Source organism: Streptomyces griseorubiginosus, assembly GCF_036345115.1.
Taxonomy (GTDB): Bacteria; Actinomycetota; Actinomycetes; order Streptomycetales; family Streptomycetaceae; genus Streptomyces; species Streptomyces griseorubiginosus_C.
On the sequence record NZ_CP107766.1, the window covers coordinates 9044756 to 9071169 of the forward strand.

The 26414-nt window shown below is 72.2% G+C and carries 25 protein-coding genes; 12 read left to right on the forward strand and 13 right to left on the reverse strand.

Annotation, left to right across the window (positions count from 1 at the left end):
- Positions 1-9 precede the first annotated feature (9 nt).
- Positions 10-1215, forward strand: a complete 1206-nt coding sequence (locus OHN19_RS40740) for an SGNH/GDSL hydrolase family protein (protein WP_330269034.1) — start codon at positions 10-12, stop codon at positions 1213-1215.
- Here the strand turns inward: OHN19_RS40740 and OHN19_RS40745 are convergent.
- The 5 genes from OHN19_RS40745 to OHN19_RS40765 all read right to left on the reverse strand — a co-directional run bounded on the left by OHN19_RS40745 (position 1212) and on the right by OHN19_RS40765 (position 8250).
- Positions 1212-4154 (reverse strand): helix-turn-helix transcriptional regulator, encoded by a 2943-nt coding sequence (locus tag OHN19_RS40745; RefSeq protein WP_330269035.1) that lies wholly within the window; start codon positions 4152-4154, stop codon positions 1212-1214. The genes OHN19_RS40740 and OHN19_RS40745 overlap by 4 nt on opposite strands.
- Before the next feature lie 138 nt (positions 4155-4292).
- Positions 4293-4646 (reverse strand): UBP-type zinc finger domain-containing protein, encoded by a 354-nt coding sequence (locus OHN19_RS40750; RefSeq protein ID WP_123758699.1) that lies wholly within the window; start codon positions 4644-4646, stop codon positions 4293-4295.
- Positions 4643-6103, reverse strand: a complete 1461-nt coding sequence (locus OHN19_RS40755; protein WP_330269036.1) for an ATP-binding protein — start codon at positions 6101-6103, stop codon at positions 4643-4645. The genes OHN19_RS40750 and OHN19_RS40755 overlap by 4 nt, the downstream gene beginning before the upstream one ends.
- Positions 6100-7776 carry an FAD-dependent oxidoreductase gene (locus OHN19_RS40760; protein ID WP_330269037.1) on the reverse strand — a complete coding sequence of 559 codons (1677 nt, stop codon included), beginning with the start codon at positions 7774-7776 and terminating at the stop codon, positions 6100-6102. The genes OHN19_RS40755 and OHN19_RS40760 overlap by 4 nt, the downstream gene beginning before the upstream one ends.
- Before the next feature lie 120 nt (positions 7777-7896).
- The gene (locus OHN19_RS40765) at positions 7897-8250 is read right to left on the reverse strand and encodes a VOC family protein (RefSeq protein ID WP_330269038.1); all 354 of its coding nucleotides are present in this window, start codon (positions 8248-8250) and stop codon (positions 7897-7899) included.
- A gap of 58 nt (positions 8251-8308) precedes the next feature.
- Here OHN19_RS40765 and OHN19_RS40770 point away from each other — a divergent pair, with 58 nt between their 5' ends.
- Complete coding sequence (locus OHN19_RS40770) at positions 8309-9181, forward strand: universal stress protein (RefSeq protein ID WP_330269039.1); 873 nt, start codon at positions 8309-8311, stop codon at positions 9179-9181.
- Between the two features lies 1 nt (position 9182).
- Here OHN19_RS40770 and OHN19_RS40775 read toward each other — a convergent pair whose 3' ends face one another.
- The 3 genes from OHN19_RS40775 to OHN19_RS40785 all read right to left on the reverse strand — a co-directional run bounded on the left by OHN19_RS40775 (position 9183) and on the right by OHN19_RS40785 (position 12197).
- Entirely contained in the window at positions 9183-10424 is a 1242-nt protein-coding gene (locus tag OHN19_RS40775; protein ID WP_330269040.1) for a DUF4032 domain-containing protein, read from the reverse strand.
- Positions 10425-10464: 40 nt separating this feature from the next.
- The gene (locus tag OHN19_RS40780; RefSeq protein WP_330269041.1) at positions 10465-11211 is read right to left on the reverse strand and encodes an MBL fold metallo-hydrolase; all 747 of its coding nucleotides are present in this window, start codon (positions 11209-11211) and stop codon (positions 10465-10467) included.
- 356 nt (positions 11212-11567) lie between these two features.
- A complete protein-coding gene (locus OHN19_RS40785) occupies positions 11568-12197 on the reverse strand; it encodes an alpha-ketoglutarate-dependent dioxygenase AlkB family protein (RefSeq protein WP_330269042.1) in 630 nt (209 codons plus the stop codon).
- Positions 12198-12311: 114 nt separating this feature from the next.
- On the opposite strand from OHN19_RS40785, the gene OHN19_RS40790 reads away from it, so the two are divergent.
- Both OHN19_RS40790 and OHN19_RS40795 read left to right on the forward strand, forming a co-directional pair.
- The gene (locus tag OHN19_RS40790; protein ID WP_330269043.1) at positions 12312-12938 is read left to right on the forward strand and encodes a TetR/AcrR family transcriptional regulator; all 627 of its coding nucleotides are present in this window, start codon (positions 12312-12314) and stop codon (positions 12936-12938) included.
- Positions 12939-12955: 17 nt separating this feature from the next.
- Positions 12956-14629 carry an FAD-binding dehydrogenase gene (locus OHN19_RS40795; RefSeq protein WP_330269044.1) on the forward strand — a complete coding sequence of 558 codons (1674 nt, stop codon included), beginning with the start codon at positions 12956-12958 and terminating at the stop codon, positions 14627-14629.
- Positions 14630-14647: 18 nt separating this feature from the next.
- Here the strand turns inward: OHN19_RS40795 and OHN19_RS40800 are convergent, their stop codons facing one another.
- Positions 14648-14998 carry a DUF488 domain-containing protein gene (locus OHN19_RS40800; RefSeq protein ID WP_330269045.1) on the reverse strand — a complete coding sequence of 117 codons (351 nt, stop codon included), beginning with the start codon at positions 14996-14998 and terminating at the stop codon, positions 14648-14650.
- Between the two features lie 141 nt (positions 14999-15139).
- On the opposite strand from OHN19_RS40800, the gene OHN19_RS40805 reads away from it, so the two are divergent.
- The 5 genes from OHN19_RS40805 to OHN19_RS40825 all read left to right on the forward strand — a co-directional run bounded on the left by OHN19_RS40805 (position 15140) and on the right by OHN19_RS40825 (position 20366).
- Positions 15140-16525 carry a M1 family metallopeptidase gene (locus tag OHN19_RS40805; protein WP_330269046.1) on the forward strand — a complete coding sequence of 462 codons (1386 nt, stop codon included), beginning with the start codon at positions 15140-15142 and terminating at the stop codon, positions 16523-16525.
- 41 nt (positions 16526-16566) lie between these two features.
- On the forward strand, positions 16567-17310 hold the full coding sequence (locus OHN19_RS40810) for a L,D-transpeptidase family protein (protein ID WP_330269047.1): 744 nt from the start codon (positions 16567-16569) through the stop codon (positions 17308-17310).
- 19 nt (positions 17311-17329) lie between these two features.
- A complete protein-coding gene (locus OHN19_RS40815) occupies positions 17330-18031 on the forward strand; it encodes a response regulator transcription factor (RefSeq protein WP_330269048.1) in 702 nt (233 codons plus the stop codon).
- On the forward strand, positions 18028-19842 hold the full coding sequence (locus OHN19_RS40820; protein ID WP_330269049.1) for a HAMP domain-containing sensor histidine kinase: 1815 nt from the start codon (positions 18028-18030) through the stop codon (positions 19840-19842). The genes OHN19_RS40815 and OHN19_RS40820 overlap by 4 nt, the downstream gene beginning before the upstream one ends.
- A gap of 71 nt (positions 19843-19913) precedes the next feature.
- Positions 19914-20366, forward strand: a complete 453-nt coding sequence (locus OHN19_RS40825) for a DUF6098 family protein (protein WP_330269050.1) — start codon at positions 19914-19916, stop codon at positions 20364-20366.
- Positions 20367-20460: 94 nt separating this feature from the next.
- On the opposite strand, the gene OHN19_RS40830 is transcribed toward OHN19_RS40825, so the two are convergent.
- On the reverse strand, positions 20461-20715 hold the full coding sequence (locus OHN19_RS40830) for a WhiB family transcriptional regulator (protein ID WP_123758683.1): 255 nt from the start codon (positions 20713-20715) through the stop codon (positions 20461-20463).
- A 109-nt stretch (positions 20716-20824) separates the two neighbouring features.
- Positions 20825-22045: a saccharopine dehydrogenase family protein gene (locus OHN19_RS40835; RefSeq protein WP_330269051.1), complete on the reverse strand. Its 1221-nt coding sequence runs from the start codon at positions 22043-22045 to the stop codon at positions 20825-20827.
- 124 nt (positions 22046-22169) lie between these two features.
- Between OHN19_RS40835 and OHN19_RS40840 the strand changes: the two genes are divergently transcribed.
- The gene (locus OHN19_RS40840; RefSeq protein ID WP_330269052.1) at positions 22170-22949 is read left to right on the forward strand and encodes a helix-turn-helix domain-containing protein; all 780 of its coding nucleotides are present in this window, start codon (positions 22170-22172) and stop codon (positions 22947-22949) included.
- Here OHN19_RS40840 and OHN19_RS40845 read toward each other — a convergent pair.
- Complete coding sequence (locus OHN19_RS40845) at positions 22932-23822, reverse strand: LysR family transcriptional regulator ArgP (RefSeq protein WP_330269830.1); 891 nt, start codon at positions 23820-23822, stop codon at positions 22932-22934. The genes OHN19_RS40840 and OHN19_RS40845 overlap by 18 nt on opposite strands.
- 69 nt (positions 23823-23891) lie before the next feature.
- Here OHN19_RS40845 and OHN19_RS40850 point away from each other — a divergent pair, with 69 nt between their 5' ends.
- Positions 23892-24509, forward strand: coding sequence for a LysE/ArgO family amino acid transporter (locus tag OHN19_RS40850; protein WP_330269053.1), 618 nt, complete (start codon positions 23892-23894; stop codon positions 24507-24509).
- A gap of 110 nt (positions 24510-24619) precedes the next feature.
- Positions 24620-25936 carry an MFS transporter gene (locus tag OHN19_RS40855; RefSeq protein ID WP_330269054.1) on the forward strand — a complete coding sequence of 439 codons (1317 nt, stop codon included), beginning with the start codon at positions 24620-24622 and terminating at the stop codon, positions 25934-25936.
- A gap of 3 nt (positions 25937-25939) precedes the next feature.
- Here OHN19_RS40855 and OHN19_RS40860 read toward each other — a convergent pair whose 3' ends face one another.
- Complete coding sequence (locus tag OHN19_RS40860) at positions 25940-26395, reverse strand: cyclic nucleotide-binding domain-containing protein (RefSeq protein ID WP_330269055.1); 456 nt, start codon at positions 26393-26395, stop codon at positions 25940-25942.
- Between the last annotated feature and the right edge of the window lie 19 nt (positions 26396-26414).

Genomic DNA, 26414 nt, shown 5'->3' on the forward strand with positions numbered 1-26414 from the left:
CGAGGCGCGATGAGGCGCCGCACCGCACGAGGTGCCCGTCTGCTCGCCGTCACGGTCGTGGCCGCCGCGCTCCAGGCCACCCCCGCACCCGCCGCCGTCGGCCCGCCCGACGGGGTGATCACCTGGGGCTCCAGCGCCTACCGCATCGGCGACTCGGCCGCCGACCGCGGCTACCGCATGGTCGTGCACACCAGTGTCGGCGGCCGCGACCCCCGCATCCGGCTCTCCAACGCCTTCGGGGACCGCCCGGTGACCTTCGACAGCGTCTACGCGGGCCTCCAGCTCAAGGGCCCCGACCTGGTACACGGCAGCAACCGTCAACTCACCTTCGACGGCTCGGCCTCCACGATCGTGGAACCCGGCGCCACCGTGTACAGCGACCCGCTGCCGGGCAGGCTGGCCGCCGGCGCGAACCTGGTCGTCAGCCTCCACACCCCGGACGCGGCGGGCCCGGTCACCGGACACTGGATGGCCATGCAGACGTCGTACGCCACCCAGGGCGACCACACCGCCGAGGAGAGCGGTGCCCACTGGACCGAGAGCATCGGGTCGTGGTTCTACCTCGACGCCGTCTCGGTGCACACGGCCGGCGCCACCGGTGCCGTCGTCGCGCTCGGCGACTCCATCACCGACGGCTGGCAGTCCACCAGCGACCAGAACCGCCGCTGGCCCGACTACCTCGCCCGCCGCCTCCAGAAAACGCACAGCACCGTCAAGGGCGTGGCCGACGAAGGGATCTCCGGCAACAAGGTGCTCGCCGACGGCGCCGGACCCAGCGCCCTGAACCGGCTCGACCGGGACGTACTGTCCCAGCCGGGCGTCCGCACCGTGTTCCTCTTCGAGGGCGTCAACGACCTCAAGGCCCACACCGGCGTCACCGCACAGGACCTGATCGGCGGTTACCGCCAGATCGTCGACCGGGCCCACGACGCCGGCAAGTGCGTGGTCATCTCCACCATCGCCCCCTTCAAGGGCTGGTCGGAGTGGGACCTGGCCGCCGAGGCCGTACGGCAGCAGGTGAACGACTTCATCCGCGGCCACCGTGAGGAGTTCGACGGGGTCACCGACTTCGACCACGCCCTGCGCAGCCCCTACGACCCCGAACGGATGCTTCCGTTCCTCGACGGCGGGGACCACATCCACCCCAACGACAAGGGGATGCAGGCGATGGCGGACGCCGTCGACCTCGACTCCCTGGAATGCGCGCGCCGTTAGTCCCGGGCCGTCGTCTCCGGGGTGATCAGCCGCTCCCGGTAGGCGACGGCCACGGCCTCGGTGCGGCTCGCCGCGCCCAGCTTGGCGAGGATGTTGGAGACATGCACGCTGGCCGTCTTGCCGGTGATGAACAGCTCCTCGCCGATCTGCCGGTTGCTGCGCCCCCGGGCGAGCAGCCGCAGCACGTCCTGCTCACGGGCCGTCAGCGGTGACGCCTTGGTGGGCGCGGCCTCGGCGAGACGGCCGCGCCGGATCAGCTCGTCCACCCGCTCCAGCAGCACCGTGGCGCCCAGGCGCGCGAACACCTCGCGAGCGGCCCGCGCCTCGGCCGCCGCCTCCTCGCGCCGGTCGGCCGCGAGCAGGGCCTCGGCGTACCGCAGCCGGCAGCGGGCCGGTTCGTACACGTCACCGAAGTCGAACGCGGCGACCGCCTTCGCCCACGCCTCCACGTCCGGCCCCGACACGGCCCGGACCCACTCCGCCTCGGCCCGCGCCAACCACGCCTGCCCCTCCGGCCCCTGCGGCACTCCGCCGTGCACGGCGAGGGCCCTGGCCGGCTCCAGCAGCTCGGTCGCGGTCTCCGCCCACCGCCGCGCTCCTGCCTGGTCTCCCTTGAGACGCAGTTCGCCGGCCCGGTCGGCCACCGCGGACAGCGCGAGCGCGGCCAGCCGGACGGTGACGTGGGGACGCGTGCCGGCGTCGTCGGTGAGCAGCGTGACCGTGGACCGCATCCGCTCCACGGCCGCCTCCGCGTCACCTTGCAGGGCCGCCGCCTCGGTCAGCGCGACGCCCGCGACGAGCGTGGCCATCCAGTCGAACGGCCCCTCCAGCAGCGTCCGGGCCCGGTCGGCGGCCCTGAAGTCACCGCGCGCGAGCGCCACGTAGAGCGCGGGCCCGAGCCGGTACCCACCGGCCCCGGGCAGCACCTCGGCATCGGTGCTCGCCGCCTGGAGACACTCGTCCCAGCGGCCCAGTGTGTACAGCACCAGCAGATGGAGATAGCGCATCTCCATCGGATACGGCGACGACAGCAGCCCGGCCCTGCGGGCACGGTCCAGTCCCTCCGTGATCCAGGGCAGACACTCCTCCAGGTGCCCCGCCTCGTAGGTACCGATGGCGAGGTTGAACAGGGCGCGCATCTCCACCGGCGCGTTGCCCGAACTGCGGGCCAGCGCCCGTGCCTGCCGCAGCCGTTCCCGGCCCGCCACCGAACGTCTGCCGTCGCCCTCGACGACGGCCAGGGAGATCAGCAGGTCCGCCTGGGCGTCGGTGACGCCCAGCTCCTGCGCCCTGTCCAGGGCCTGTCGGGCGACCCGCAGCGCCGTCTCGTTCTCGCCTACGTGGCGGGCCGCCAGCGCATGGGTCGCAGCCGCCCACACCCAGGTACGGGACGGGGGATCCGCGGGGATCATGTCGAGCGCCTCGCTGCTGTAGGCGAAGGCCGTGGTGAGGTTGTCGACGGTCATCAGGTTCCCGGCGAGGGTGTAGCGCACCCGGGCGGCGAGTTCGGAGTCCGCCTCCTGGCCGACACCGGCCAGCGCGGCCCGTGTGAGGGAGACGGCCCGGTGCAGTTCACCGGTGTGCGCGGCCGCCGCCGAGGCCCGCAGCATCAACCGCACCCGGTCGAGCCCCTCGCCCTTCGGCCGCGCGGACGGCTCCACCGCCGACCACAGATCCAGGGCCGCCTCCAGATGCCGTAGTTCCTCGGCGGGCGCCCCCACCCGCTGGGCGTGGTCCGCGGCCTCCAGCGAGGCGGTGAGCGCGGGCGCCAGATCGTGGCTCTCGCGGTAGTGGTGGGCCCGCTCCGCCGCGCTCTCGCCCCGGGGACCGCGCCCGTCCAGCAGCCGGGCGAACGCCCCGTGCAGCCGCGCCCGTTCACCCGGCAGCAGATCTGCGTACACGGCCTCCCGCGCCAGGGCGTGCCGGAACGCGTACGTGTCCCCCGCACCCGGCACCAGCAACTGCCGCCCGATGGCTTCCCGCAGCGCCGCCTCCAACTCCTCCTCGGGCAGTCCTACGGCGTCCCGCAGCAGGTCGTGCTCGACGCGCCGGCCGGCCACTGCGGCGGTGCGCAGCACCTGCTGAGCGGTGTCGGACAGCTGCTCGAAGCGGATCAGCAGTACGTCCGCGAGCCCGCTGGGCACGCCGCCGTCCCCGCTCCCGGTGGCGGCGAGCAGTTCCTCGGCGTAGAAGGCGTTGCCCTCCGCCCGCTCGACGATCCGTCGCACGGTGGTCTCCGGCAGCGGCCCTTCCCGCAGGGCCCGCACCAGCCGGGCCACCTCGGCATCGGGCATGGGCCGCAGTTCCAGCCGCTCCACGGCGGGCAGCCGGACCAGCTCGGCGAGCAGCGGCCGCAACGGATGCCGCCGGTGCAGATCGTCGGCCCGGTAGGAGGCGAGCACCGCCATCCGATGCGTCGGGGCCCCGCCCGCGGACCGCTGGAGGATCCCCCGGCTGAGTAGGAACCGCAGCAGATCCCGCGACGACTGATCGGCCCAGTGCAGGTCCTCGAACACGAGCAGCAAAGGCGCGATGTCCGCCAGATCGGCGAGCAGCCCGGCGACCCCCTCGAACAACCGGAGCCGGTCGCCGGAGTCCCCAGGAGACCCCCCGCCCAGCAGCCGCTCCACCACCGGATACGCCCCGAAGGCCCCCGCGAACCGCTCGTCCTGAGCGACCGCCCCCAACACCTCGGTGAACGGCAGATAGGGCAACCCGACGTCGCCGAGATCGACACAGTGCCCGGTGAGCACGGTCATCCCGTCCGCAACGGCCCGCCCGGTGACCTCGTCCAGCAACCGCGTCTTCCCGACCCCGGCATCCCCGGCGACGAGCACAGCCCGAGCTTCCCCGCCCCGGGCCCGCTCCAGCACGCTGGACAGCCAGGCAAGCTCGTCTTCCCGCCCGACAAGAGGCGTACTGCTGGAGATCTGCGACACAAGAACATCCTGGCACTTGGCACTGACAGCGGGTCGACCTGGCCAGGGGCGCGGGGCTGTATCGATATGCGGCTCCGCCGCGTGGGCGCGACCAGCCACAATCAGCCCGCAGCCGCCATCAGACAGACGGCCCCGAGCTCACCGGCGGAGCACCCGAGCCCAATCAGCCGGCACCCGCCCCGCGGGCCCCGGCGCCGGCTGGGACTCCGGATGACTCACCGGCGCGGCCAACTCCGGCCCCGCCTCGAACATCTCATTCGTCTCGAAGTTCCAGAACCACTCCTCACCCGGCTCGAAGCTCCGCGCCAGCGGATGCCCCGTCTCCCGGAAGTGCCCGCTGGCGTGCTGACCGGGGGAGGAGTCACAACACCCCACGTGCCCGCACTGCGCACACCGCCGCAGATGGAACCACCACCCGCCCGCCGCGTCGCACTCCACGCACCCGTCCCCGCTCGGCGGCACGCTCGGGTCGATCCCCTTGATGTCGGTCACTCCGGCTCCTCGGTCGTCTCGTCAGAGTCCACGGCGGTCAGCGGAAGCAGCACCTGGAAGCGGGTGTCGCCCGGCGACGACTCCACCTGGAGCGTCCCGTGGTGCTTGTTGACGACGATCCGCCAGGAGATGTCGAGCCCCAGCCCGGTCCCCTCGCCCACCGGCTTGGTGGTGAAGAACGGGTCGAAGATCCGCTCGCGGATGTCCGCCGGGACACCGGGCCCGGTGTCCCGGAACTCCACCAGCAGCCGGTCGTGCTCCAGCGCGGTCCGGACGGTCAACGTCCCTTCCCCGCCGGCGCTGTTCATGGCCTGCACCGCGTTGTCGATCAGGTTGGTCCACACCTGGTTGAGTTCGGCCGGGTAGGCCGGGATCCTCGGCAGGTTGCGGTCGTACTCCTTGACCACCTTGATCTGCTGCCCGATCTTCCCGGACAGCATCAGCAGGGTGCTGTCGAGGAGTTCGTGCACGTCGGCCACCTGGTAGGGCGCCCGGTCCAGCTGGGAGTACTGCTTGGCCGCGTCCACGAGGTGGGAGATCCGGGCCGTGGAGTCGTTGATCTCGTCCATCAACAGCTCGGTCTCGACGGTGTAGTTGAGCCAGCCGATCGCGTTCGGCAGCATCTCCTCGCCCACGGTCGCCGCGACCTGGTCGAGCCAGTCCTCGTCGAGGCCGCCCTGCACGAAGGTCGGCGCGATCCGCCAGCCGTCCTGGATGCCGTGGTCGTCGAGCCAGTCGCTGAGCACGTCCTCCCGGTCGGAGGCCTCCAACGGGCTCAACGCGGGTGCCTTGGCGACCCGTTCGGCCGTGCGCTCCTGGATGTCGATGAGGTTCGCCATCACCTCGGGGCTGTAGGAGCCCTGGGCGATGACGGCGAGCTTGTGCCGCATCTTGCCGACCCGCTCGCGCAGGGTCGCCGTGGCCCGTACGGCCGCCGCGGCCGGGTTGTTGAGCTCATGGGTGAGACCCGCGGACAACGAGCCCAGCGCCAGCAGCCGTTCGCGCTGACCGACGGCCCGCTGAAAGGTCTGCGAACCGAGGAAGAGCCCCTCCAGGAGATGGACCGCCATAGGGAACCACTCGTGCATGAAGTTCGCGAACGCTTCGGCGGGCAGCACGAAGAACCGTGTCGGCTCCGGCACCCGCAGCGAGTTGACGTACCGCTGCGGTTTCCCGTCCCCCAGATACGCCTGTACGGCCCCCGCATACACCCCTTGCTGGGACGTGCGGCTCACCTCGATGTCGTCGCTGCCTACCCGGCGCGACATGATGACCGTGCCCTCGATCATCACGTAGAAGCAGGTCGCCGGGTCACCTTCGGCGAACACCGGCCCGGGGTCGAACAGTTCGACCCGACCCGCGCTGCACAGCATGCCGAGCTGCTCGGCGCTGAGCTTCTCGAAGAGGAACAGCGAACTGATCTCCTTCGCGCTGCACGGCATCAGCCGCCCGCTCACGACTGCTCCAGATACCGGTGGACGAGCATCACGGCCATGGCTCCCTCTCCGACGGCGGACGCGACCCGCTTCGCTGACTCGGCGCGCGCGTCACCCGCGACGAACACGCCCGGAATGTTGGTCTCCAGGTGGTACGGCGGCCGGTCCAGCTCCCAGTCGGCCGGTGGCCGCCCGTCCGGGGTGAGGTCGGGCCCGGCCAGGATGAACCCGTGCTCGTCGCGCAGCACCGTGCCGTCCAGCCAGCCGGTCAGCGGGGCCGCGCCGATGAACACGAACATCCACTGCGCGTCGACGAGTTCGGTCTCCCCGGTGTCGACGTCGCGCAGGGTGAGCTGCTCCAGGTGGTCGGAGCCGTGGGCGGCTTCGACGACGGTCCGAGCGCGGACCGAGATGTTGGGCGCTTCCTCGATCTGCTGGATCAGGTAGTGCGACATCGACGCGGACAGGTCAGGACCCCGGACCAGCAGCGTCACCGACTTGGCGCCCCGGGACAGGTACATCGCCGCCTGCCCGGCCGAGTTGGCGCCGCCGACGATGTAGATGTCCTGCCCCTGGCAGCCGGCGGCCTCGGTCAGCGCCGAGCCGTAGTACACGCCGCACCCGGTCAGGTCGGTGCAGCCCGGCGCTTCCAGCTGCCGGTACGACACACCGGTCGCCAGGATCACGCTGTGCGCGGCCACCGCCGACCCGTCCGAGAAGCGCACGGTGCGGGCCGCGCCGTTGACCTCCAGGCCGGACACCTCACGGGCGGTGAGGATCTCGGCGCCGAACTTGGTCGCCTGCCGTCGGGCCCGGTCGGTGAGCTGGGCGCCGGAGACGCCGTCGGGGAAGCCCAGGTAGTTCTCGATCCGCGAGCTCTGCCCCGCCTGCCCGCCGGTCGCCGACCGCTCCACGAGCACGGTCCTCAGGCCCTCCGAGGCCCCGTACACCGCGGCACCGAGCCCGGCCGGTCCGCCGCCGATGACGACGAGGTCGTAGAAGTCCGCGGTCGGGGTCGTGGCGAGGCCCACGTGGGCGGCCAGGTCGGGCGCCTCCGGCTCGACCAGGGGAGTGCCGTCCGGAGTGATCACCACCGGGAGGCGCTGTCCGTCCTGCCCCGCGGCGGTCAGCAGCCGCTGGCCCTCGGGCTCGTCCGTGGAGTACCAGCGGTAGGGCACCTGGTTGCGGGCCAGGAACTCCCGCACGTCCGACGAGCGCGCCGACCAGCGGTGCCCGATCACCTTGGTGGCGGGCACCGGCCGGTAGTCACTGCACCGCCAGGCCTCCAGGAGGTCGTCCAGGACCGGGTAGAGCTTCTCCTCCGGCGGGTCCCAGGGCTTGAGGAGGTAGTGGTCGAGGTCGACGACGTTGATCGCGTCGATCGCCGCGTTGGTGTCCGCGTACGCGGTCAGCAGCACGCGGCGGGCCCCCGGATACACGTCCAGGGCCTGTTCGAGGAACTCGATGCCGTTCATCTGCGGCATGCGGTAGTCGGCCAGGATCACCGCCACGAGGTCACCGCGCAGCTTCAGCTCCCGCAGCGCCTCCAGCGCGGACTCACCGGACTCCGCGCGCACGATCCGGTACGACTGCCCGTAGCGCCGCCGCAGATCGCGGGCGACGGCGCGGGAGACCCCCGGGTCGTCGTCCACGGTCAGGATGACGGTCCGCGCCGATTCGGCGGCCTGTGCCATGCGTCTCCCCACCCCGGGCGGTCGGTCGGGGCACGGCGCCCCCCGCGGTCACCGGCCCGGTCCCGCCCATCGTATGTTCGATCGCCCGGCTTCGCGCAGCTATGCCGGACCCTGCCGGGGTCAGCCTCGGCGTTCGCCCAGCACGCAGAACTCGTTGCCCTCGGGGTCCACCAGGGTCGTCCACGACTGCTCGCCCTGTCCGATGTCCGCGTGCCGTGCGCCCAGTGCCAGGAAGCGGGCGACCTCGGCCTCGTGGTCGTCGGGCCGGAAGTCGAGATGCAGGCGGTTCTTGACGGTCTTGGCCTCCGGCACCGGCACGAAGAGCAGACCGGGCATGCGGTCCTTCTCGGGGCGGATCTCGAACTCGTCGGGGGAGTCCTCGACCACCACCCAGCCCAGCGCCTCGGCCCACCAGCGCCCGAGGGCGGCGGGGTCGGCGGAGTCCACGATGACTTGTTCCCATTCCAAGGTCATTTCGGCAGCGTAGTGAAGACTGGGCCGTGACGTCACCGCAATAAAGGGAGGCCACCGCATGACCCGCCCGATCACCGCAGGCATCGACGGAACCGAGGAGAGCCTCGCCGCACTGGGCTGGGCCGCCCGGGAGGCGGTCCGGCGAGGCACGGGACTGCGGGTGGTGCACGCCTGGCGGTTCCAGCCGTACGAGGGGATCGACGCCGGGGACCGGGACACCCAGGCGGGCTGGGCGCGGGACGCCATGACCGAGGCCGTGCGGACCGTCACGGGGCGGCACACCGGCCTCGAGGTGGACACCGATCTGGTGGAGGGCGGCAGCGTCGATGTGCTGGTCGCCGCCGCGGCCGACTCCGAACTGCTGGTCCTGGGCTCCCGCGGACACGGGCCGGTGGTCGGCTTCCTGGTGGGCTCGGTCGGCCAACAGGTGATCGCCGAGGCGACCCGGCCCGTCGTCCTGGTCCGCGCCGGCGACCAGGCCACCGCGGAGGCCGCGGGACGCGAGATCGTCGTGGGCCAGGAGGGCGCCCCGGAGGACAGCGCCGAGACCCTGCGGTTCGCCTTCGAGACGGCGGCCGCCCGGGGAGCCACCGTGCGCGCCGTGCGGGCCTGGACGCTGCCGCCGGTGTTCGCCTACAGCCCCGGCTCGCTCAAGCTGCTCGACGAGGCCGGGGGCCTGGAGCCGTACGAGAAGAAGGCCCTGGCCTCCGCGCTCCAGCCGTGGCGGGAGCGCTTTCCCGACGTGCCGGTGGTCGAACACGTGGAGATGGGCAGCGCGGGGCAGGTGCTGCTGTCGGTGACCGCGCGGGCCCAGCTGATGGTCGTCGGCCGCCGGGCCCGCCGTACCGCCGTGGGAGCGCGGATCGGCTCGGTCGCCTACGGCGTGCTGCACCACGCGGACTGCCCGGTGGCCGTGGTGCCGCACACCTGAGTCACTCCGCGGTGGCGGGGGTGGGCTGGAGCGTCTCGCGGGCCTTGGGGAGGATGTTCTTGATGTAGTCGTCCACGGCCGTGTCGAGCCCGATGTCGTGCTGGGCCCGCTCGGACAGGTACCAGCGGTGCTCCAGCAGCTCGTGGTAGATCTCGGCCGGGTCCATCGAGCCGCGCATCTCCAGCGGCACGGCCCGCACGGTGGGCCGGAACACGTCCCGCACCCAGCGGTGGGCGAGCACCTCCGGGCGGGCGCCGAGCGGGTCGCCCGGGGCGTAGTCGTCCTGGGTGGCCATCCAGCTCTCCAGGTCGTTCAGCAGCCGCCGGGCCTGGTTCTCCTCGGTGTCCAGGCCCGTCAGGCGCAGCAGTTGGCGCTGGTGGTGACCGGCGTCCACGACCTTCGGCACGAACGTGACCGAGTCGCCGTTCGGGGCGTGCTCGATCTGCATCTCGGCGACGTCGAATCCGAGGTCGTTGAGCCGCCGGATCCGGCGCTCGATGAAGTGGTACTTGCCCGCCGGATACACCGACCGGCGGGTCAGCTCCTCCCACAGCTTGCCGTAGCGCGAGCAGATCTCCATGCCGAACTCGATCGCGTCGACGGAGGGGTGCAGCGCCCCCGAGGCCTCCAGGTCCAGCAGTTCACCGCTGATGTTGACGCGGGCGAGGTCGAGGTCGTAGTCCCGCTGGCCGGGGCTGAGCTGCGGATGCAGGTCGCCGGTCTCCGCGTCCACGAGGTAGGCGGCGTAGGCGCCCGCGTCGCGCCGGAACAGGGTGTTGGACAGGGAGCAGTCGCCCCAGGCGAACCCGGCCAGGTGCAGCCGGACCAGGAGGACGGCCAGCGCGTCCATCAGGCGGTGCATGGTGGCCGGCCGCATGGTCGTCTCGAACATCGAGCGGTACGGCATCGAGCCGCCCAGATGCCGGGTGACCAGCACCGACTCCAGCGGGGCCTCCTCGGCGTCGGTGCGCCCGGTGACCACGGCCAGCGGATCGACGGCGGGGATGCCCAGCCGGTCCAGGTCGCGCAGCAGCTCGTACTCGCGCAGCGCCGGGCGCTCGGCCAGCTCCTTGACGGCGATGACCTCGTCGCCGGCGCGGGCGTAGCGCACCACGTGCCGGGAGATGCCGCGCGGCAGCGGGACCAGGACCTCGTCCGGCCACTCCTCCAGCGGCAGGTGCCACGGCAGTTCGAGCAGGAGCGCGGGATGCTCCGGATTCGTCGCGCTGATCTGCAGTGCCATGGTGCGGTGTCCTTCGCCGGCCGGTGATCGTCACCTCACCTTAGAGCGCACGCTCCCTGGCCTGAAGTGCCGATTCACGGACTGGACCGCGGTGGACCGGACCGTGCCCGGGGGCGAGGACGTCGCCCTCCAGCTCGGCGAGCACGTCCAGGGAGGCGACGGCCCGCGCGCGCTCGTGGTGGAACATGTCCGGCAGCAGCTGGGGACCCTTGACCCGGGACGTGGGGTGACCGCTCACCAGGGCGTCGCCGGAGATCACCACCCCGCGCTCGGGGAGGTGGAAGGCGCAGTGCCCGTCGGTGTGGCCCGGGGTGGGCACGGGCACCGGGCGGCCGGGCAGGTCCAGGGCGCCCTCGGCCGGGAACGGCTGCGGGGAGGCGACCGGCACATGGGCCGTGCCGCCCACGCGGATCGCGTGCACCGCCCACGGCAGCACACCGGGCCGCCAGCCGTTCTTCAGGACCGTCCCCACGGACACCTGGTGCAGGAACTCCCGCCGCGCGTGCGGCACTTCGGCCTCGTGCAGGTAGACCGGCATGCCGTAGGTGCCGCGCAGGTACTCGGCGGAGCCCAGGTGGTCGTTGTGGGCGTGCGTGATGAGCACCGCCGTGACGGCCTCCGGTGAACTGCCCACCTCCGCGAGGGAGGCCAGCACCTGCTCCCGGTCGCCCGGGTAGCCGGTGTCGATGAGCGTGGCGGAGCTTCCCTCGGTGAGGATCACCCAGTTGGTGTTGCTGCCGTGCACCAGATAGGTGCCGTCCGCGACTTGCTGCACGCCCGCGCTCATGATCGCCCCGCCCGCTGAGTTCCTGCCCGACGGCCCCCAGCAAAGCAGACGCTCAGGCGATCCGGAGCGGCGGGTACCGGTCTTCCAGCGGTCAACTTCCCCTGGACTTCCGCCTCCAGGTCCCGGCGGGACGAGACTGCCTCCGGCACCGTCCGCCGGAGGCAGCCCCCGCGCGCCCCGAAGCAGCCGCCTCTCTGCCGCGGTGCACGCCGTACGGGGTCCGCGGTGCACGCCGTGCGGGGTTCTCACCGCACGCCGTACGGGACTCGCGGTGCACGCCGTGCGGGCCTCAGTGCACGCCGTGCGGGGTTCTCACCGCACGCCGTACGGGACTCGCGGTGCACGCCGTGCGGGCCTCAGTGCACGCCGTGCGGGCGGAACTGGATGCTGATGCGCGGACCCGTCGCGCGGGTGGTCTTCGGTACGGCGTGCTCCCAGGTGCGCTGGCAGGAGCCGCCCATGACGATCAGGTCGCCGTGGCCGAGTGGTCGCCGTATCGTCTCGCCGCCGCCGCGCGCGGGCCGCAGCAGGAGGTCGCGCGGCGCGCCCACAGAGACGATCGCGACCATGGTGTCGTGGCTCGCGCCCCGCCCGCCCCGGTCGCCGTGCCAGGCGACGCTGTCCCGGCCGTCGCGGTAGTAGCACAGCCCGGCCGTCGTGAACGGCTCGCCGAGCTCGTCGGCGTAGCGGGCGGAAAGCGCGTCCCGCGCCTCTGTCAGCACGGGGTGGGGCAGGGCGTCGTCCACGCCGTAGAAGGCCAGCAGCCGCGGTACGGCGACGACGTGGTCGTACATCTTCCGGCGCTCCGCACGCCACGGCACCTCGGCGGCCAGCTGTTCGAACAGGGCGTCGGAGCCGCCCAGCCAGCCGGGCAGCACGTCGATCCAGGCACCGAGGCCGAGCACGGTACGGCGGATCCCGTCGAGGGGGCCGAGCCCGAGTTCGTCGGTCTGGTCGAAGAGGGAGCCCTGGAGGTGCCTGGTCATGCATCCAGCGTACTCCTCATTCGAAAATCTGTTCCAATCAAAACCGCTGACGTGTTCGATCCTTTCGATACACCGCTGTATCGGATACATTCACGTATCGAACGGAGGGCCGACATGGCGGTGGAGGAGACGACCAGGCGCGTGACCAGGCGCCGGGTCCGCACGCGGGCCAACCTGCTCGACGCGGCCTTCGAGGTCTTCGCCGCCAAGGGCTTCGGGCGGGTGTCGATCGAGGAGGTCTGCGAGGCGGCCGGCTACAGCCGGGGCGCCTTCTACTCGAACTTCGACAGCCTCGACGAGCTGTTCTTCGCCCTGTACCAGCAGCGCGCCGAGCTGATCGCGGAGCAGGTCTCCGGTGCCCTCGCCCTCGACGGACCGGGGCTCGACGTCCCGGCCGCCGTCGACCGGGTCACCGAGGTGCTGCTCCTGGACCGGGACTGGCTGCTGGTGAAGACCGACTTCCTGGTGCACGCGGCCCGCGCGCCCGAGGTCGCCCGGACCCTGCTCGAACACCGGGCCCGCCTCAGGCGGGCGATCGCCGACCGGCTGGCACGCGCGCGTGGGCACGCCGAACTGCCCGCCGTGCTGGTCGACGTGGAGGGCGCCGCGCACGCCGTGGTCGCCGCCTACGACGGGGTCACCGTCCAACTGCTGCTGGACGGGGACCTGGAGCGGGCCCGCGTCTGGCTCAAGCAACTGCTCACCGCGCTGCTCACCGACGGCAGCGACACCACCGAATGAGGGAAGGGACGGTCGCCATGGATGCCGACGTCATCGTCGTCGGAGCGGGGCTCGCGGGCCTGGTCGCCGCGCACGAACTCACCAGCCGCGGCAGGAGGGTCGCCCTGGTCGACCAGGAGAACGCCGCCAACCTCGGCGGCCAGGCCTTCTGGTCCTTCGGCGGGCTCTTCCTCGTCGACTCCCCGGAGCAGCGGCGCCTCGGCATCAAGGACTCCTTCGACCTGGCCTGGAGCGACTGGCAGGGCAGCGCCGGGTTCGACCGCGTCGACGACGAGGACTCCTGGGCGGTGCGCTGGGCGCGCGCCTACGTCGAGTTCGCGGCGGGGGAGAAGCGGTCCTGGCTGGAGGGGCACGGCATCAAGTTCCTGCCCACCGTCGGCTGGGCCGAGCGCGGCGACCTCACCGCCCACGGCCACGGCAACTCCGTGCCCCGCTTCCACATCGCGTGGGGCACCGGAACCGGCGTCGTCGAGCCCTTCGTCGGGTACGCCAAGCAGGCCGCCCGCGACGGACTGCTGACCTTCTACCACCGCCACCAGGTCGACGAGCTGGTCATCGAGGACGGCACCGCGCGGGGCGTGCGCGGGACCGTGCTCGCCGAGGACGACTCCGCGCGCGGAGTGGCCTCCAACCGCGACCGGATCGGCGACTTCGAACTGACCGCCCAGGCCGTCGTCGTCACCACCGGCGGCATCGGCGCCAACCACGACATCGTCCGCCGCTACTGGCCCGAACGGCTCGGCAACCCGCCCACCGAGATGGTCACCGGCGTCCCCGCCCACGTCGACGGCCGGATGCTCGACATCAGCGAGAGCGCGGGCGTCCGCCTGGTCAACCGCGACCGCATGTGGCACTACACCGAGGGCATCCAGAACTGGGACCCGATCTGGCCGGGCCACGGCATCCGCATCCTGCCCGGCCCGTCCTCCCTGTGGTTCGACGCCCTCGGCCGCCGGCTGCCCGACCCGTGCCTGCCCGGCTACGACACCCTCGGCACCCTCAAGCACCTGCGCACCACCGAGGACATCGCGGAGTACGACCACTCCTGGTTCATCCTCACGCAGAAGATCATCGAGAAGGAGTTCGCGCTCTCCGGCTCCGAGCAGAACCCCGACATCACCGCCAAGGACCGCGCGGGCTTCCTCAAGGAGCGCGTCCTCGGCAAGGGCGCGCCGGGCCCGGTCGACGCCTTCCTGCGCAAGGGCGCGGACTTCGTGACCGCGCCGAACCTGGAGCAGCTGGTCGAGAAGATGAACGGCCTGACGGACAAGGCGCTCCTGGACGCCGCCACGATCCGCCGCCAGATCGAGGCCCGCGACCTCCAGATCGCCAACTCCTACAGCAAGGACGCCCAGGTGCAGGGCATCCGCAACGCCCGCCGCTACATCGGCGACCGCCTCGGCCGGGTCGCCACCCCGCACCGCATCCTCGACCCCGCCGCCGGCCCCCTCATCGGCGTCAAGCTGCACATCCTGACCCGCAAGACCCTCGGCGGCATCCAGACCGACCTCGACTCCCGCGCCCTGGGCACCGACGGCAAGCCGCTCGAGGGCCTGTACGCGGCGGGCGAGGTGGCCGGCTTCGGCGGCGGCGGAGTCCACGGCTACAACGCCCTGGAGGGCACCTTCCTCGGCGGCTGCCTCTTCTCGGGCCGCGCGGCCGGACGGGCGGCGGCGCAGCAGGTCGGCTGAGGCAGCGCAGCAGGTCGGCTAGGACTCCAACAGGCGCACCAGCACGGTGGCGTGACTCTGCTCCGGCGTCTTCGACGCGGTCAGCAGGGTCACGTCGCCCTTGCGCGTCAACTCCCGCACCCGCTCCAGGAGTTCAGCGGCCTCGGGAGCGGCCAGCTCCGCCTCGTACCGCTCGGCGAACTCCTCGTAGGAGCCCTCGCCCGCGTGGTACCAGCGGCGCAGCTCCGTCGACGGGGTGAGCGCCTTCGGCCACTCGTCCACGCGGGCCGCGTTCTTCGACAGGCCGCGCGGCCACAACCGGTCGACCAGGACCCGGACGCCGTCCTCCGGCTCCGGAGATTCATAGACACGACGGATGCGCACGCTCACGGGAAGCCTCTCGACGAAGGGTGAGTGCGTCGGGAGCGTACTGCGAGGCGCGCCGCGACTTGACCTGCTCAAGGGTGAGTTGCGGGGGAGGGGGCCTTTAGTGTGAAGCCGTTGTCCGCCCCCCCACCTGTAGGAGCGCTTGTGCCGAAGGCCGTCAGACGCACCTTCGTCCTCGTCACCACCCCCGTCACCCTCGTGGCCCTGCTCGGCGCCGCGGCACCCCCGTCGACGGGTTCTCCGGGAGTGGGCGACCCCTACTTCCCGCTCGCCGGCAACGGCGGATACCACGTCGAGCACTACGGCCTGACGCTCGGTTACGACCCCGCGAGCCGCCATCTCGACGGCAGGGCGGTCCTCACCGCCCGCGCCACCCAGCGCCTGACCCGCTTCGACCTCGACTTCAAGGGACTCACCGTCACCGCCCTGACGGTCGGTCACACCAAGGCCGCCTTCCGCCGCGACGGCCAGGAACTCGTCGTCACCCCGCGGCACGCCCTGCGCAAGGGGGAACGCTTCACCGTCACCGTCTCCTACAAGGGCAAGCCCGGCCCCGTCACCGACCCGGACGGCTCGCTCGACGGCTGGATCCCCACCGACGACGGCGCGTTCGTCGCCGGGGAGCCGCAGGGCGCCATGACCTGGTTCCCGGCGAACAACCACCCCAAGGACAAGTCGTCGTACGACTTCACGATCACCGTCCCCCAGGGACGCACCGCGGTCGCCAACGGGGTGCTCCTCTCCCAGCGGACCACGCACGGGAAGACCACGTTCCGCTGGCGCCAGAGCGAGCCCATGGCCGCCTACCTGGCCACCGCGACCGTCGGGAAGTTCAAGGTGGAGCAGTTCACCACCAGGAACGGGATCCGCGTCTACAACGCCGTCGACTCGCGCGAGGCCGCCGCCGCGGCCCCCGTCCTCAAGAAGCTGCCCTCCGTCCTGGAATGGGAGAGCAAGCTCTTCGGGCCCTACCCGTTCCGCGCCGCCGGCTCGATCGTGGACCACGCCCCGAACGTCGGCTACGCGCTGGAGACCCAGTCCCGTCCCGTCTACGACCGGGCGCCCGACCTCAGCACCCTCGTCCACGAGAACGCCCACCAGTGGTTCGGCGACTCCGTGTCGCTGACCTCCTGGAAGGACATCTGGCTCAACGAGGGCTTCGCGACCTACGCGGAATGGCTCTACGCCGAGCAGCACGGCGGGGACAGCGCGCAGAAGACCTTCGACGAGCTCTACGCGAAGCCCGCGAGCGACGAACTGTGGGAGTTCCCGCCCGGCAATCCCGGCAGCGGCGCCAACATCTTCGGCACCCCCGTCTACGCCCGCGGCGCCATGACCCTCCACGTGCTGCGCACGACCGTGGGCGACCGGGCGTTCTTCGGGATCCTCCGTGCCTGGGCGGCCGGACACCGTGACGGCCACGGGACCACCGCGCAGTTCGAGCGACTTGCGGAACGGGTTTCGGGGAAGAAGCTGGACGAACTGTTCCGGACCTGGCTCTCCACGCCCGGCAAGCCGAACAGGCCCTAGAAACTGACGAGTTCCTCACAAGTGTCGGTCAGAGTCGTTCCATGATCACACGCAGAACCCACGTGGCCCTGCTCGCCGCGTCCCTGCTTCTCACCGGATGCGGCGGCGGCGCCGTGGCCAGCACACAGGGCGCGCCCGCGCCCTCTCGGGAGACCCCGGAACCCACTCCCTCTCCGGACATCTCCCTCGAGGTCGCTCCCCAGCAGATCCCCGGCCTCGGGCCCAGGACCTTGGCGAAGGTACCGGCCGACGCCCGGCAGGCCGTCGTCGTCACCGGCGAGGACCGTGGCTCCTCGGACTCGACCGTCGTCCTGTACCAGCGCACCGAGGCCGGCTGGCGGGCCGGCGCGAGCTGGCCCGCGCACAACGCCCTCAAGGGCTGGACCGACCACCACCTGGCCGGCGACCTGCACTCACCGATCGGCGTCTACACCCTCACGGACGCCGGAGGGCTGCTCAGGGACCCCGGCACGAAACTGCCGTACGACCGCTCCTCCAGCTTCACCGCACCGGGCACGGGCTTCGAGGGCGAGCCGCTGGCCGGGTCCTTCGACTACGTGATCGCCATCAACTACAACCGGCGGCCCGGCACCTCACCCCTGGACTGGACCCGCCCGATGGGGGCGGGCCGCGGCGGCGGCATCTGGCTCCACGTCGACCACGGCGGGCCCACCCACGGCTGTGTGAGCGTCGCCGCGGAGCACATGAAGGAGCTGCTCCGCACCCTGGACCCGGACCTGCACCCCGTCGTCGTCATGGGCGACGGCGCGTCCCTGGCCCGCTGAAGCGCTTAGGATCCGCCGAGTGTGCGCACATGTGCTGGTCGCCGAGGACGACGAGATGCAGGCCGAACTCATACGACGGTCCCTGCTCGCGGAGGGCCACACGGCCACCGTGGTCCACGACGGGCGGGCCGCCCTGGACGCGGCCCGGCGGATCGCCCCCGACCTCGTCGTCCTGGACCTGATGCTGCCGGTCGTCGACGGCTTCGGGGTGTGCCGGGTGCTGCGCCGGGACGCCGACATCCCCGTCGTGATGCTCACCGCGCGGTCCGAGGAGGACGACGTCCTGCTGGGCCTGGAACTGGGCGCCGACGACTACATGACCAAGCCGTACAGTCCGCGCGAGCTGATGGCCCGCATCCGGACCGTGCTGCGGCGCAGCGGGCGGGGCGCCGACACCGAGCGGCGCGAGGATCCCGTCGTGCGTGCCGCGGGCCTGTCCGTCGATCCGGTGCGGCACGAGGTGCGCTGTGACGGGGCGCCGGTGGAGTGCACGCCGGCCGAGTTCGAGATCCTGCTGGCCATGGTCGCCGAGCCCGAACGGGTCTTCTCGCGCCGCCAGTTGCTGGAGGTCACCCGGGGCACCGACCGGGCCTCCACCGAACGGGCCGTGGACGTGCACATCATGAACCTGCGCCGCAAGATCGAGGCCGATCCGCGCCGTCCGGCCAGGCTGCTGACGGTGTTCGGGGTGGGCTACAAACTCAGCGGCGGCCGCGGATGAGCGCGCCGGCACCCCCGGGCCGTCGGATACCCCTGCACAAGCGGCTGCTGGTCCGCCTGCTGATCACGTCCGGACTCATCGCCGTGTGCTCGGTGGCCGCGACCGCGTGGCTCGCCGTGGCCACCACCACCCAGGCCCTGCGCGAGGAGCAGGGCCAGGCACTCGCCGACGACATGGACGTGCTCGCGGAGCTCAGCGGTTACGCGGCGACCCACCCCGACTGGTCGGGCGTGACCGCCACCGTGCGTGAGCTGTCCGCGAGGACCGGCCGGCGCATCGCCCTGACCACCCCGGACCGCAGGGTCGTCGCCGACTCCGCGCCGCGCGGCACCGCGCTGCCCCCGAGCGCGGCCGCCGCCGTCGACCCGCTGCACACCGACACCTACAGCGAGCGCGGCGCCCAGATCGCGGGCATCGACCCGCGCGCGGTGGGCCCGTACCGGCTCACCCGGGCGGAACGCGTCCAGGTCGACGCGCTGGCCCGCAAACGCCAGCTCTGCTTCTCCAAGTTCGGTGTAAAGACCGACCTGAGCCGTACCCCGACCGGGCGGATGCTCCTCACCGACCCGGACAGCGGCTCCGCGCCCGACGCCGTGCCGGACGCCTGCGCGGACGGACGGCTCAACACCCCCACCGCGACAGAGAAGAAGGCGGTCAAGGCGGCCCGGGAGCTGGCCCGCGCCTGTCTGGTCGAGAAGGGGCTGAGCGCCGAGTACGCCGTGCTGATGGGGAGCGGACCGGGCGCGGTCGACGTGCGCGAGTCCGTGAGCGGCAAGCTCGGTGACAAGGAGGCACGCCTCGCGCAGCCCTGCTTCGACAAAGCCCTCCGCACCCAGCTCGACCCCTACGTGGCACCAGCCGCGGAACTCTACCTGGGCACCGGGGACACCCCCGCCGTGCTGTTCGACATGTCCCCGGCCAACAAAGCGAAGGTCGTCGGGGTCGCCGGACTGGTGTTCGCCGTCACCGTCGCCGCGACCGCCCTCGTCGCCGGCCGGCTGGTGCGGCCGCTGCGCGCGCTCACCGCGGCGGCCCAGCAGCCGCCCGAACTCCATGTCCGCGTCCCCGTCACCACCCGGGACGAGACCGGCATCCTCGCCGCCGCCTTCAACGACCTGTCCGAACGCCGGGAGCGGCTGGAGGCCCAGCGCAAGGCGATGGTCAGCGACATCGCCCACGAACTGCGCAGCCCCCTCACCAACATCCGCGGCTGGCTGGAGGTGACCCGGGACGGTGTCGTCGACCCCGATCCCGCCCTGCTCGCCTCCCTGCACGAGGAGTCCCTCGTCCTCCAGCGCGTCATCGACGATCTCCAGGACCTCGCGGCCGCCGACGCCGGCACCCTGCGCCTGCACCGCGAGCCCGTGCGCTGCGACGAACTCCTCCAGCAGGTGGCGGCGGCCTACCGGGTCACGGCCCCGGCGGAGCTGCGCACCCGCGCGGAGGACGAGCTGTGGCTGGACGCCGACCCGGTCCGGATGCGGCAGGCGCTCGGCAACCTGGTCTCCAACGCACTGCGGCACACCCCGCCCGACGGCACGGTCACCCTCGCCGCGCGCCGGGACGGCGACGACGTCCTCCTCGAGGTCGCCGACACCGGCTCGGGCATCGCGCCCGAGGACCTGCCGCACGTGTTCGACCGGTTCTGGCGCGCGGAGAAGTCCCGCAGCCGCCGTACCGGAGGCTCGGGGCTCGGCCTGCCCATCGTCCGCCACCTGGTCGCCGCCCACGGCGGCACGGTCGACGTGGCCAGCGAGCCGGGGAAGGGCAGTGTCTTCACCCTGCGGCTGCCCGGGGGCCCGACACCATAGCGAGGTGTCCCGATTCCGCCGGTGGCCGGGGGGTACCCCGTAGGCCCGCGACGGAAGAAGGAGGTCACGAGATGGGTGTGCCGGACGGGCTGCCGGTGCTGCGGACACTGGCCGAGCTCGCGGACCTGGCCGCGCGGTACGAGCGGCTGTACGTCCGCTGGTCGCGCGGCCCCGAGGTCGACCTGGCCCGTTCGTCCAGCACCGACGACCTCACCGGCCTGGCGCTGCCCGGGCTCTCGGCCAATCCGCTCGACATGGAGGAGTGGTGGCAGGGACGCCCCGCACGGCTGTGGGTGGCCCGGCGCCTCTACGACTACTCCCACCTGCCGCACGACAAGGGTCCCGGAGTACGCCCCTGGGTGCTCCAGGGGCGCGAGCGGGGCCGGGGACCGGACAACGAGCCGCTCGTCGCGGACGTGCGGCCGATGTGCTGGATCGACCCCAGGGTCATCGACGAGGCCCGGGACGCGGTGGACGCCCAGGAGTCCACCTGGGGCCCACTGCGCCGCGGCACGGAACGCTGAACGGGTCCGGGCCCCCGCGGCACGGAACGCTGAACGGGCCCGGTGCGCCGGCCGGATCCGCCGGTGCACCGGGCCCGCCACTGAAGCGTTCCGGTCAGCCGGACCTTCTCCGTGCGGCACTCGCACGCCGCGCCAGCGCGCGGCGTTCCGTCTCGCTGGTGCCGCCCCAGACGCCGATGCCCTGTCCCGTGTCCAGGGCCCACTCGAGGCACTGCTCCTGGACGGGGCAGCGCCGGCACACGGACTTGGCCTGCTCCGTCTGCACCAGAGCGGGCCCGGTGGTGCCGATCGGGAAGAAGAGGTCGGGGTCCTCATGGCGGCACGCGGCATGGGTTCGCCAGTTGTCCATCAAAAGTCACCTGCGATCGAAGTCGTACGTGCCCTCGTGGATGCCTTACTCGTTTTCGGGTCACCTGTCGATGCGCGGTGAAACAATCGGGTCCTGTGGGACACCCCGGTCACTGCTCGCGGAGGCCCCACGGGGAGCCGTACGCGGTCAGCAACTCCAGGAAGGGCAGGGCCGGGAAGGCCTCCGGACCGAGGACCCCGGCCCCCGACCAGGCACCGCCGGCGAGGAGTTCGAGAGCCACGACCGGGTTCACGGCCGTCTGCCACACCACGGCCTGACAGCCGTACTCCGCCATGGACCACTGGTTGTCGACCACGTGGTACAGGTACACCTCGCGCGCCGAACCGTCCTTGACGCCCTTCACCCACGTCCCCGCACAGGTCTTGCCGTGCATCCGCTCGCCCAGTGTCGCCGGGTCGGGCAGACAGGCGGCCACGACGTCCCGGGGCGAGACCGCGACCGGCCCGGCGGCGCTCGGCACGGTCACCAGCTCGGTGCGGTCCAGGCCCAGCAGGTGCAGCGTCTTCAGCGTCTCGACGAACTCGCGGCCCAGGCCGTACTTGAAGGTGACCCGGCGGGCGCCGACCCAGCGGGGGACGAGCAGCACCTCCTCGTGCTCCACGTTGACGCACTCCACCGGCCCGATGCCCTCGGGGAAGTCGAAGACCTCGGGCTCGCTGAAGGGCTCCGTGGTGAACCAGCCGCGGCTCTCCTCGTAGACCACGGGCGGGTTGAGGCACTCCTCGATGGTGGTCCAGATGCTGAAGGAGGGTGCGAAGTCGTAGCCGTCGACGGTGAGGTTCGCGCCGTCGCGGACGCCGATCTCCTCGATCTCGTCGAACAGTTCGTCGGCCGCGTACCGGGCGAAGACGTCGGACAGTCCCGGCTCCACCCCCATCCCGACGAGGGCCAGCGCGCCCGCCTTCTCCCACTCCTCGGCCTGCGCGAACTGCTCGTCGCCGAGTTTGACCCCGCACTCCTCGTACGGCAGAGAGGGGTGCGGACGCGACAGGGACATCGCCATGTCGACATAGGTCGCCCCGGCGGAGCGGGCCGCTCGGAACAGGGGCATGACGAACCGGGGATCGGTGGCGTTGAGCAGGACGTCACAGGCGTGGCGCTCCAGCAGGGCGGTCACGGCCGACTCGTCGCTCGCGTCCACGCGCTCGGCGGTGAACCGGCCGGCCAGGTCACCCAGCGCGGCCACCGCGGCCTCGGCGCGGGCGGGGTCGTAGTCGGCGACGACCATGGCGTCGAAGAAGGGCCGCCGGGCGGCGATCCGGGTGATGGCGGTACCGACGCCTCCGGCGCCCACGAGCAGGACACGCATGACAGAACACTCCCCTTACGGGTCGAAGGTCGCAGATGTACGGGGCCCCTGCGGGAGATACAACGCCGTGCGTTCGTTTAAGGTCAATGGCGTTGGCATAAGGCACGGCGCAAGGAGGCCACGGATGCCCAAGCCCGTCGTCCCCGAGGAGAAACGCCGTCGGCGCCGGCCCACCAGGAGCGGCACCGTCCTCTCGGAGGAGCTGATCGTCCGGACCGCCCTGCGCATGCTCCGCGAACACGGCAGCGCGGGACTCACCGCCCGCCGCCTGGGCCTGGCCCTGGACGCCGACCCGAGCACGCTCTACCGCTACTTCCGCGGCATGGACGACCTGACGCTGGCGATCGGCGACGCGCTGATCGGGCAGGCGCTGGAGGGCTGGGAGCCGACGGGGGAGTGGCGGCGGGACCTGCGCGACGTGGGCCTGCGCATCCATGCCGCGTACGTGGCCCACCCCCAGGCCGCCCTGCTGACGACGAGCCGGGTCACCGGCCGCGCCAACGAACTGGCCGCGGACGAGGCGGTCCTCGGCATCCTGCGCACGGCGGCCTTCCCGCTCCCCGACACGGTCCGGATCTACCACGCCTTCATCGACCAGACACTGGCCTTCGCGGCCCTGGACGCGGCGTCCCTGGCACTGCCGAGCGCGGCGCTGGACGAGGACGAGGCCAGGTGGCGTTCGACCTATGCGCGGCTGCCCGCCGACAGGTATCCGAGGATCGCCGAGGCGGCACCCCTGCTCGCGCAGCACATGATCACCAGCGCCTATCCCACGGCCTTGGAGATGCTCCTGGACAGTGTGGAGAGACAGGTGGACAACGCCCCGCAAGGGGCGCGGGGAACTGCGCGACCAGCCACGACGGACCTGAGGCCGCCCGACGGCAGGTCATCGCAGGGCCTCTGAAGCCACCGCGGCCACCGCCTGCGACACCGCCGCCAACGCGGGCGAATCCAGCTTCCACTGCTGCCAGTACAACGGCACGTCCACCGGCCGGTCCGGCGCCAGCGCGACCAGCCGCCCCGCCCGCAGCAGCGCCCCGGCCTGCACCTCCGGCACCATCCCCCACCCCAGCCCCAGCGCGACCGCCTCCACGAACCCCTCCGACGTCGGCACCGCGTGCCGCACCGGGCTCGCCCCGCCGAACCCCAGCCCCCGCAGGAACCCGTCCTGGATGTCGTCGCTCCGGTCGAAGGTCACCACCGGCGCCTCGGCGAGCCCGTCCACCGACGGCCCGTCGAGACACCTCTCGGCGAACCCGGGACTCGCCGCCGCCAGATACCGCATCCGCCCCAGAAGCCGTACGGAACACCCCGCCACGGCCTCCGCCGAAGACGTCACCGCCGCCATCACCACCCCCTCCCGCAGCAGCTCCGCCGTCCGCTTCTCGTCCTCGCGCCGCAGCTCGAAACAGAGCCGCTCCCGCTCGGGGACCCGCGTCAGCGCCTCCAGGAACCAGGTCGCCAGCGAGTCCGCGTTCACGGCGACCGAGACCCGGGTCACCTCGCCCTCGCCCGGCATCCCCAACTCGGCGAGCGCGTCCCGCTCGAGGCGCGCCAGCTGCCGTCCGAACCGCACCACGACCTCGCCCGACTCGGTCACCCGCACCGGCTTCGTGCGCACCAGCAGCACCCGCCCGGTGCGCTGCTCCAAGGCCTTGACCCGCTGGCTCACCGCCGACGGCGTCACGTGCAGCGCCGCCGCCGCGGCGTCGAACGTGCCCTCGTCGACCACCGCGAGCAGAGTCCGCACCTGATCCAGGGGGAGTTCGGTCATCATCACGAAAACTAATGATACGTAAGAATCTTTAGCTGTACGTGCAGTGATCGTCTCCGTACCGTCGAAGTCATGCCAGCCTCTCTGTCCGCCGCTGCCGCAGGTTTCGGCACCGGCCTCTCGCTCATCGTCGCCATCGGCGCCCAGAACGCCTTCGTCCTGCGCCAGGGGATCCGCCGCGACGCGGTCCTCGCCGTCGTCGGCATCTGCGCCCTGTCCGACGCCGTCCTCATCGCCCTCGGCGTCGGCGGTGTCGGTGCCGTGGTGGTCGCCTGGCCCGGCGCGCTGACCCTGGTCGGCTGGATCGGCGGCGGCTTCCTGCTCTGCTACGGCGTCCTGGCCGCCCGCCGGGTCTTCAGGCCGGGGGAGTCGGGCCTGAAGGCGGAGGGCGAGGCGGCGGGCTCCCGCAGGCGGGCGGTGCTGACCTGTCTGGCCATGACCTGGCTCAACCCGCACGTCTACCTCGACACGGTGTTCCTGCTCGGCTCCATCGCCGCCGACCGCGGCCCGCTGCGCTGGACCTTCGGCCTCGGTGCCGTGCTCGCGAGCCTGTGCTGGTTCGCCGCCCTCGGCTTCGGCGCCCGGCTGCTCAGCCGCTTCCTGGCCAGGCCGGCCGCCTGGCGGGTCCTGGACGGACTGGTCGCCGCGACGATGATCGCCCTGGGCCTCACGCTCGTGGCCGGAGCATGAACACTCCGGGCGCGCGTCCCGAAAGCCGGGACACCGCGTCCCGAACTCCCGGGCGGTGCTGCGATAGTGAACCCTGGACCCGATAGATGTAACGAGCAACCAGGAAGCGCGTGGACACCGGCGAGAGCAGCACCGAACCCCAGACCCCGACGGCGGACGAGACGCCGACCGCGGACCAGGCACCGCCGCCCCGGCGCGGCTGGCGCCGCTGGGCGATGGACACCCGCCCGCTGCGCATCCCGGCCTACCGCCGGCTGTGGAGCTCGACGATCGTCACGGCCGTCGGCAGCCAGCTCACCGCCGTCGCGGTGCCCAAGCAGATCTACGACATCACCGGCTCCTCCGCCTGGGTCGGCGCCGCGAGCATGGCCGGACTGCTGCCGCTGATCGTGTTCGCGCTGTGGGGCGGCGCGGTCGCGGACACCATGGACCGCCGCAAGCTGCTCCTGATCACCAACAGCGGTATCGCCGTCACCTCGGTCCTGTTCTGGCTCCAGGCCGTCACCGGACTCGACTCGGTGGCCGCCCTGATGGTCCTGCTCGCGGTCCAGCAGGCCTTCTGGGGCCTCAACTCCCCTGCCCGCAACGCCTCCATCGCCCGGCTGGTGCCCGCGGACCAGCTGCCCGCGGCCAACGCGCTCGGCTCCACCGTCATGCAGACCGGCCAGGTCATGGGCCCGCTGCTCGCGGGTGTGCTGATCCCGGTGATCGGTCTGCCGGAGCTGTACCTCATCGACGCCCTCGCGCTGTGCGTGACGGTGTGGGCGGTGTACCGGCTGCCCGCCCTGCCACCGCTCGCGACCACCCTGGCGCGCCGGGCCGGTGTGCGCGAGATCGCCGAGGGCTTCCGGTACATCTCCGCGCACAAGGTGCTGCTGCTGTCCTTCCTCGCCGACATCATCGCCATGGTCTTCGGCATGCCCAGGGCCCTGTTCCCGCAGCTCGCCTCCGAGACCTACGCCCCCTACGGGGAGGGGCTCGCGCTGGGTCTGCTGTTCGCCGCCATCCCGATCGGCGCCGTGGTCGGCGGGCTGTTCTCCGGCACGTTCTCGCGGGCCCGGCGGCACGGCTGGATGGTCATCGGGGCGGTCGTGGCCTGGGGTGCGGCCATCACCGGGTTCGGGCTGAGCGACAGCCTGTGGCTCGCCGTGGTGTTCCTGGCCGCGGCCGGGGTCGCCGACATGGTCTCGATGGTCTTCCGCGGGGCGATCCTGCTCTCCGCCGCCACCGACGAGATGCGCGGCCGCATGCAGGGCGTCTTCACGGTCGTCGTCGCGGGCGGCCCCCGCCTCGCCGACGTCCTGCACGGCACCGCGGGGTCCGCCTTCGGCGCGCGCACCGCGGTGGCCGGCGGCGGCCTCCTGGTCGTCGCCGTCATGCTGGGCCTCGCCTTCACGGTGCCGGCGCTGCGCCGCTACCGGATCTGAGACCTACAGGGCACTCCTGCGGCGCGAGCCGTACTGCTCCATGAGCTTGCCGCGCGTCGTCTCCAGCCGATGGGCGAGGATCTCCGCGACACTCCGCACCAGGATCATCCCGAGCTGCCTGTCCTCCTCGCACAGCCGCAGCACCGCCGCCGCGTCGAACTCGTAGGCCCGCACCGGGCTGAACGCCTCCGCGCCGAAGTCCCACTGGTACGGCGGGAACAGCCAGGACCAGCCGAGCAGGTCGCCCGCGCCGAGCCCGGCCACGGTGACCCGCTGGTGGGCGGTCACCTGCTGGGTGAGCGAGACCGCCCCGGAGCGGATGACCCAGAAGCGGTCGGCCGTGCCGCCCGCCTCGAAGATGCGGTGGTCCTCGGGGAAGGAGACCTCCTTGGCGAGCGTCATCAGGCTCTGGCGCTGCGGCTGCGGCAGGGCGTTCAGCAGTTTCGTCGCTTTGGTCATGACGCGGGGCTCCTCGCCG

Coding starts and splice junctions, on each gene's coding strand:
- OHN19_RS40770 (WP_330269039.1), top strand. CDS start 8,309: ATGACCCGCCCGATCACCGCAGGCATCGACGGAACCGAGGAGAGCCTC.
- OHN19_RS40835 (WP_330269051.1), bottom strand. CDS start 22,045: ATGCGTGTCCTGCTCGTGGGCGCCGGAGGCGTCGGTACCGCCATCACC.
- OHN19_RS40830 (WP_123758683.1), bottom strand. CDS start 20,715: ATGGACAACTGGCGAACCCATGCCGCGTGCCGCCATGAGGACCCCGAC.
- OHN19_RS40785 (WP_330269042.1), bottom strand. CDS start 12,197: ATGACCAGGCACCTCCAGGGCTCCCTCTTCGACCAGACCGACGAACTC.
- OHN19_RS40760 (WP_330269037.1), bottom strand. CDS start 7,776: ATGGCACAGGCCGCCGAATCGGCGCGGACCGTCATCCTGACCGTGGAC.
- OHN19_RS40775 (WP_330269040.1), bottom strand. CDS start 10,424: ATGGCACTGCAGATCAGCGCGACGAATCCGGAGCATCCCGCGCTCCTG.
- OHN19_RS40825 (WP_330269050.1), top strand. CDS start 19,914: ATGGGTGTGCCGGACGGGCTGCCGGTGCTGCGGACACTGGCCGAGCTC.
- OHN19_RS40790 (WP_330269043.1), top strand. CDS start 12,312: ATGGCGGTGGAGGAGACGACCAGGCGCGTGACCAGGCGCCGGGTCCGC.
- OHN19_RS40740 (WP_330269034.1), top strand. CDS start 10: ATGAGGCGCCGCACCGCACGAGGTGCCCGTCTGCTCGCCGTCACGGTC.
- OHN19_RS40820 (WP_330269049.1), top strand. CDS start 18,028: ATGAGCGCGCCGGCACCCCCGGGCCGTCGGATACCCCTGCACAAGCGG.
- OHN19_RS40845 (WP_330269830.1), bottom strand. CDS start 23,822: ATGATGACCGAACTCCCCCTGGATCAGGTGCGGACTCTGCTCGCGGTG.
- OHN19_RS40840 (WP_330269052.1), top strand. CDS start 22,170: ATGCCCAAGCCCGTCGTCCCCGAGGAGAAACGCCGTCGGCGCCGGCCC.
- OHN19_RS40850 (WP_330269053.1), top strand. CDS start 23,892: ATGCCAGCCTCTCTGTCCGCCGCTGCCGCAGGTTTCGGCACCGGCCTC.
- OHN19_RS40780 (WP_330269041.1), bottom strand. CDS start 11,211: ATGAGCGCGGGCGTGCAGCAAGTCGCGGACGGCACCTATCTGGTGCAC.
- OHN19_RS40765 (WP_330269038.1), bottom strand. CDS start 8,250: ATGACCTTGGAATGGGAACAAGTCATCGTGGACTCCGCCGACCCCGCC.
- OHN19_RS40810 (WP_330269047.1), top strand. CDS start 16,567: ATGATCACACGCAGAACCCACGTGGCCCTGCTCGCCGCGTCCCTGCTT.
- OHN19_RS40795 (WP_330269044.1), top strand. CDS start 12,956: ATGGATGCCGACGTCATCGTCGTCGGAGCGGGGCTCGCGGGCCTGGTC.
- OHN19_RS40860 (WP_330269055.1), bottom strand. CDS start 26,395: ATGACCAAAGCGACGAAACTGCTGAACGCCCTGCCGCAGCCGCAGCGC.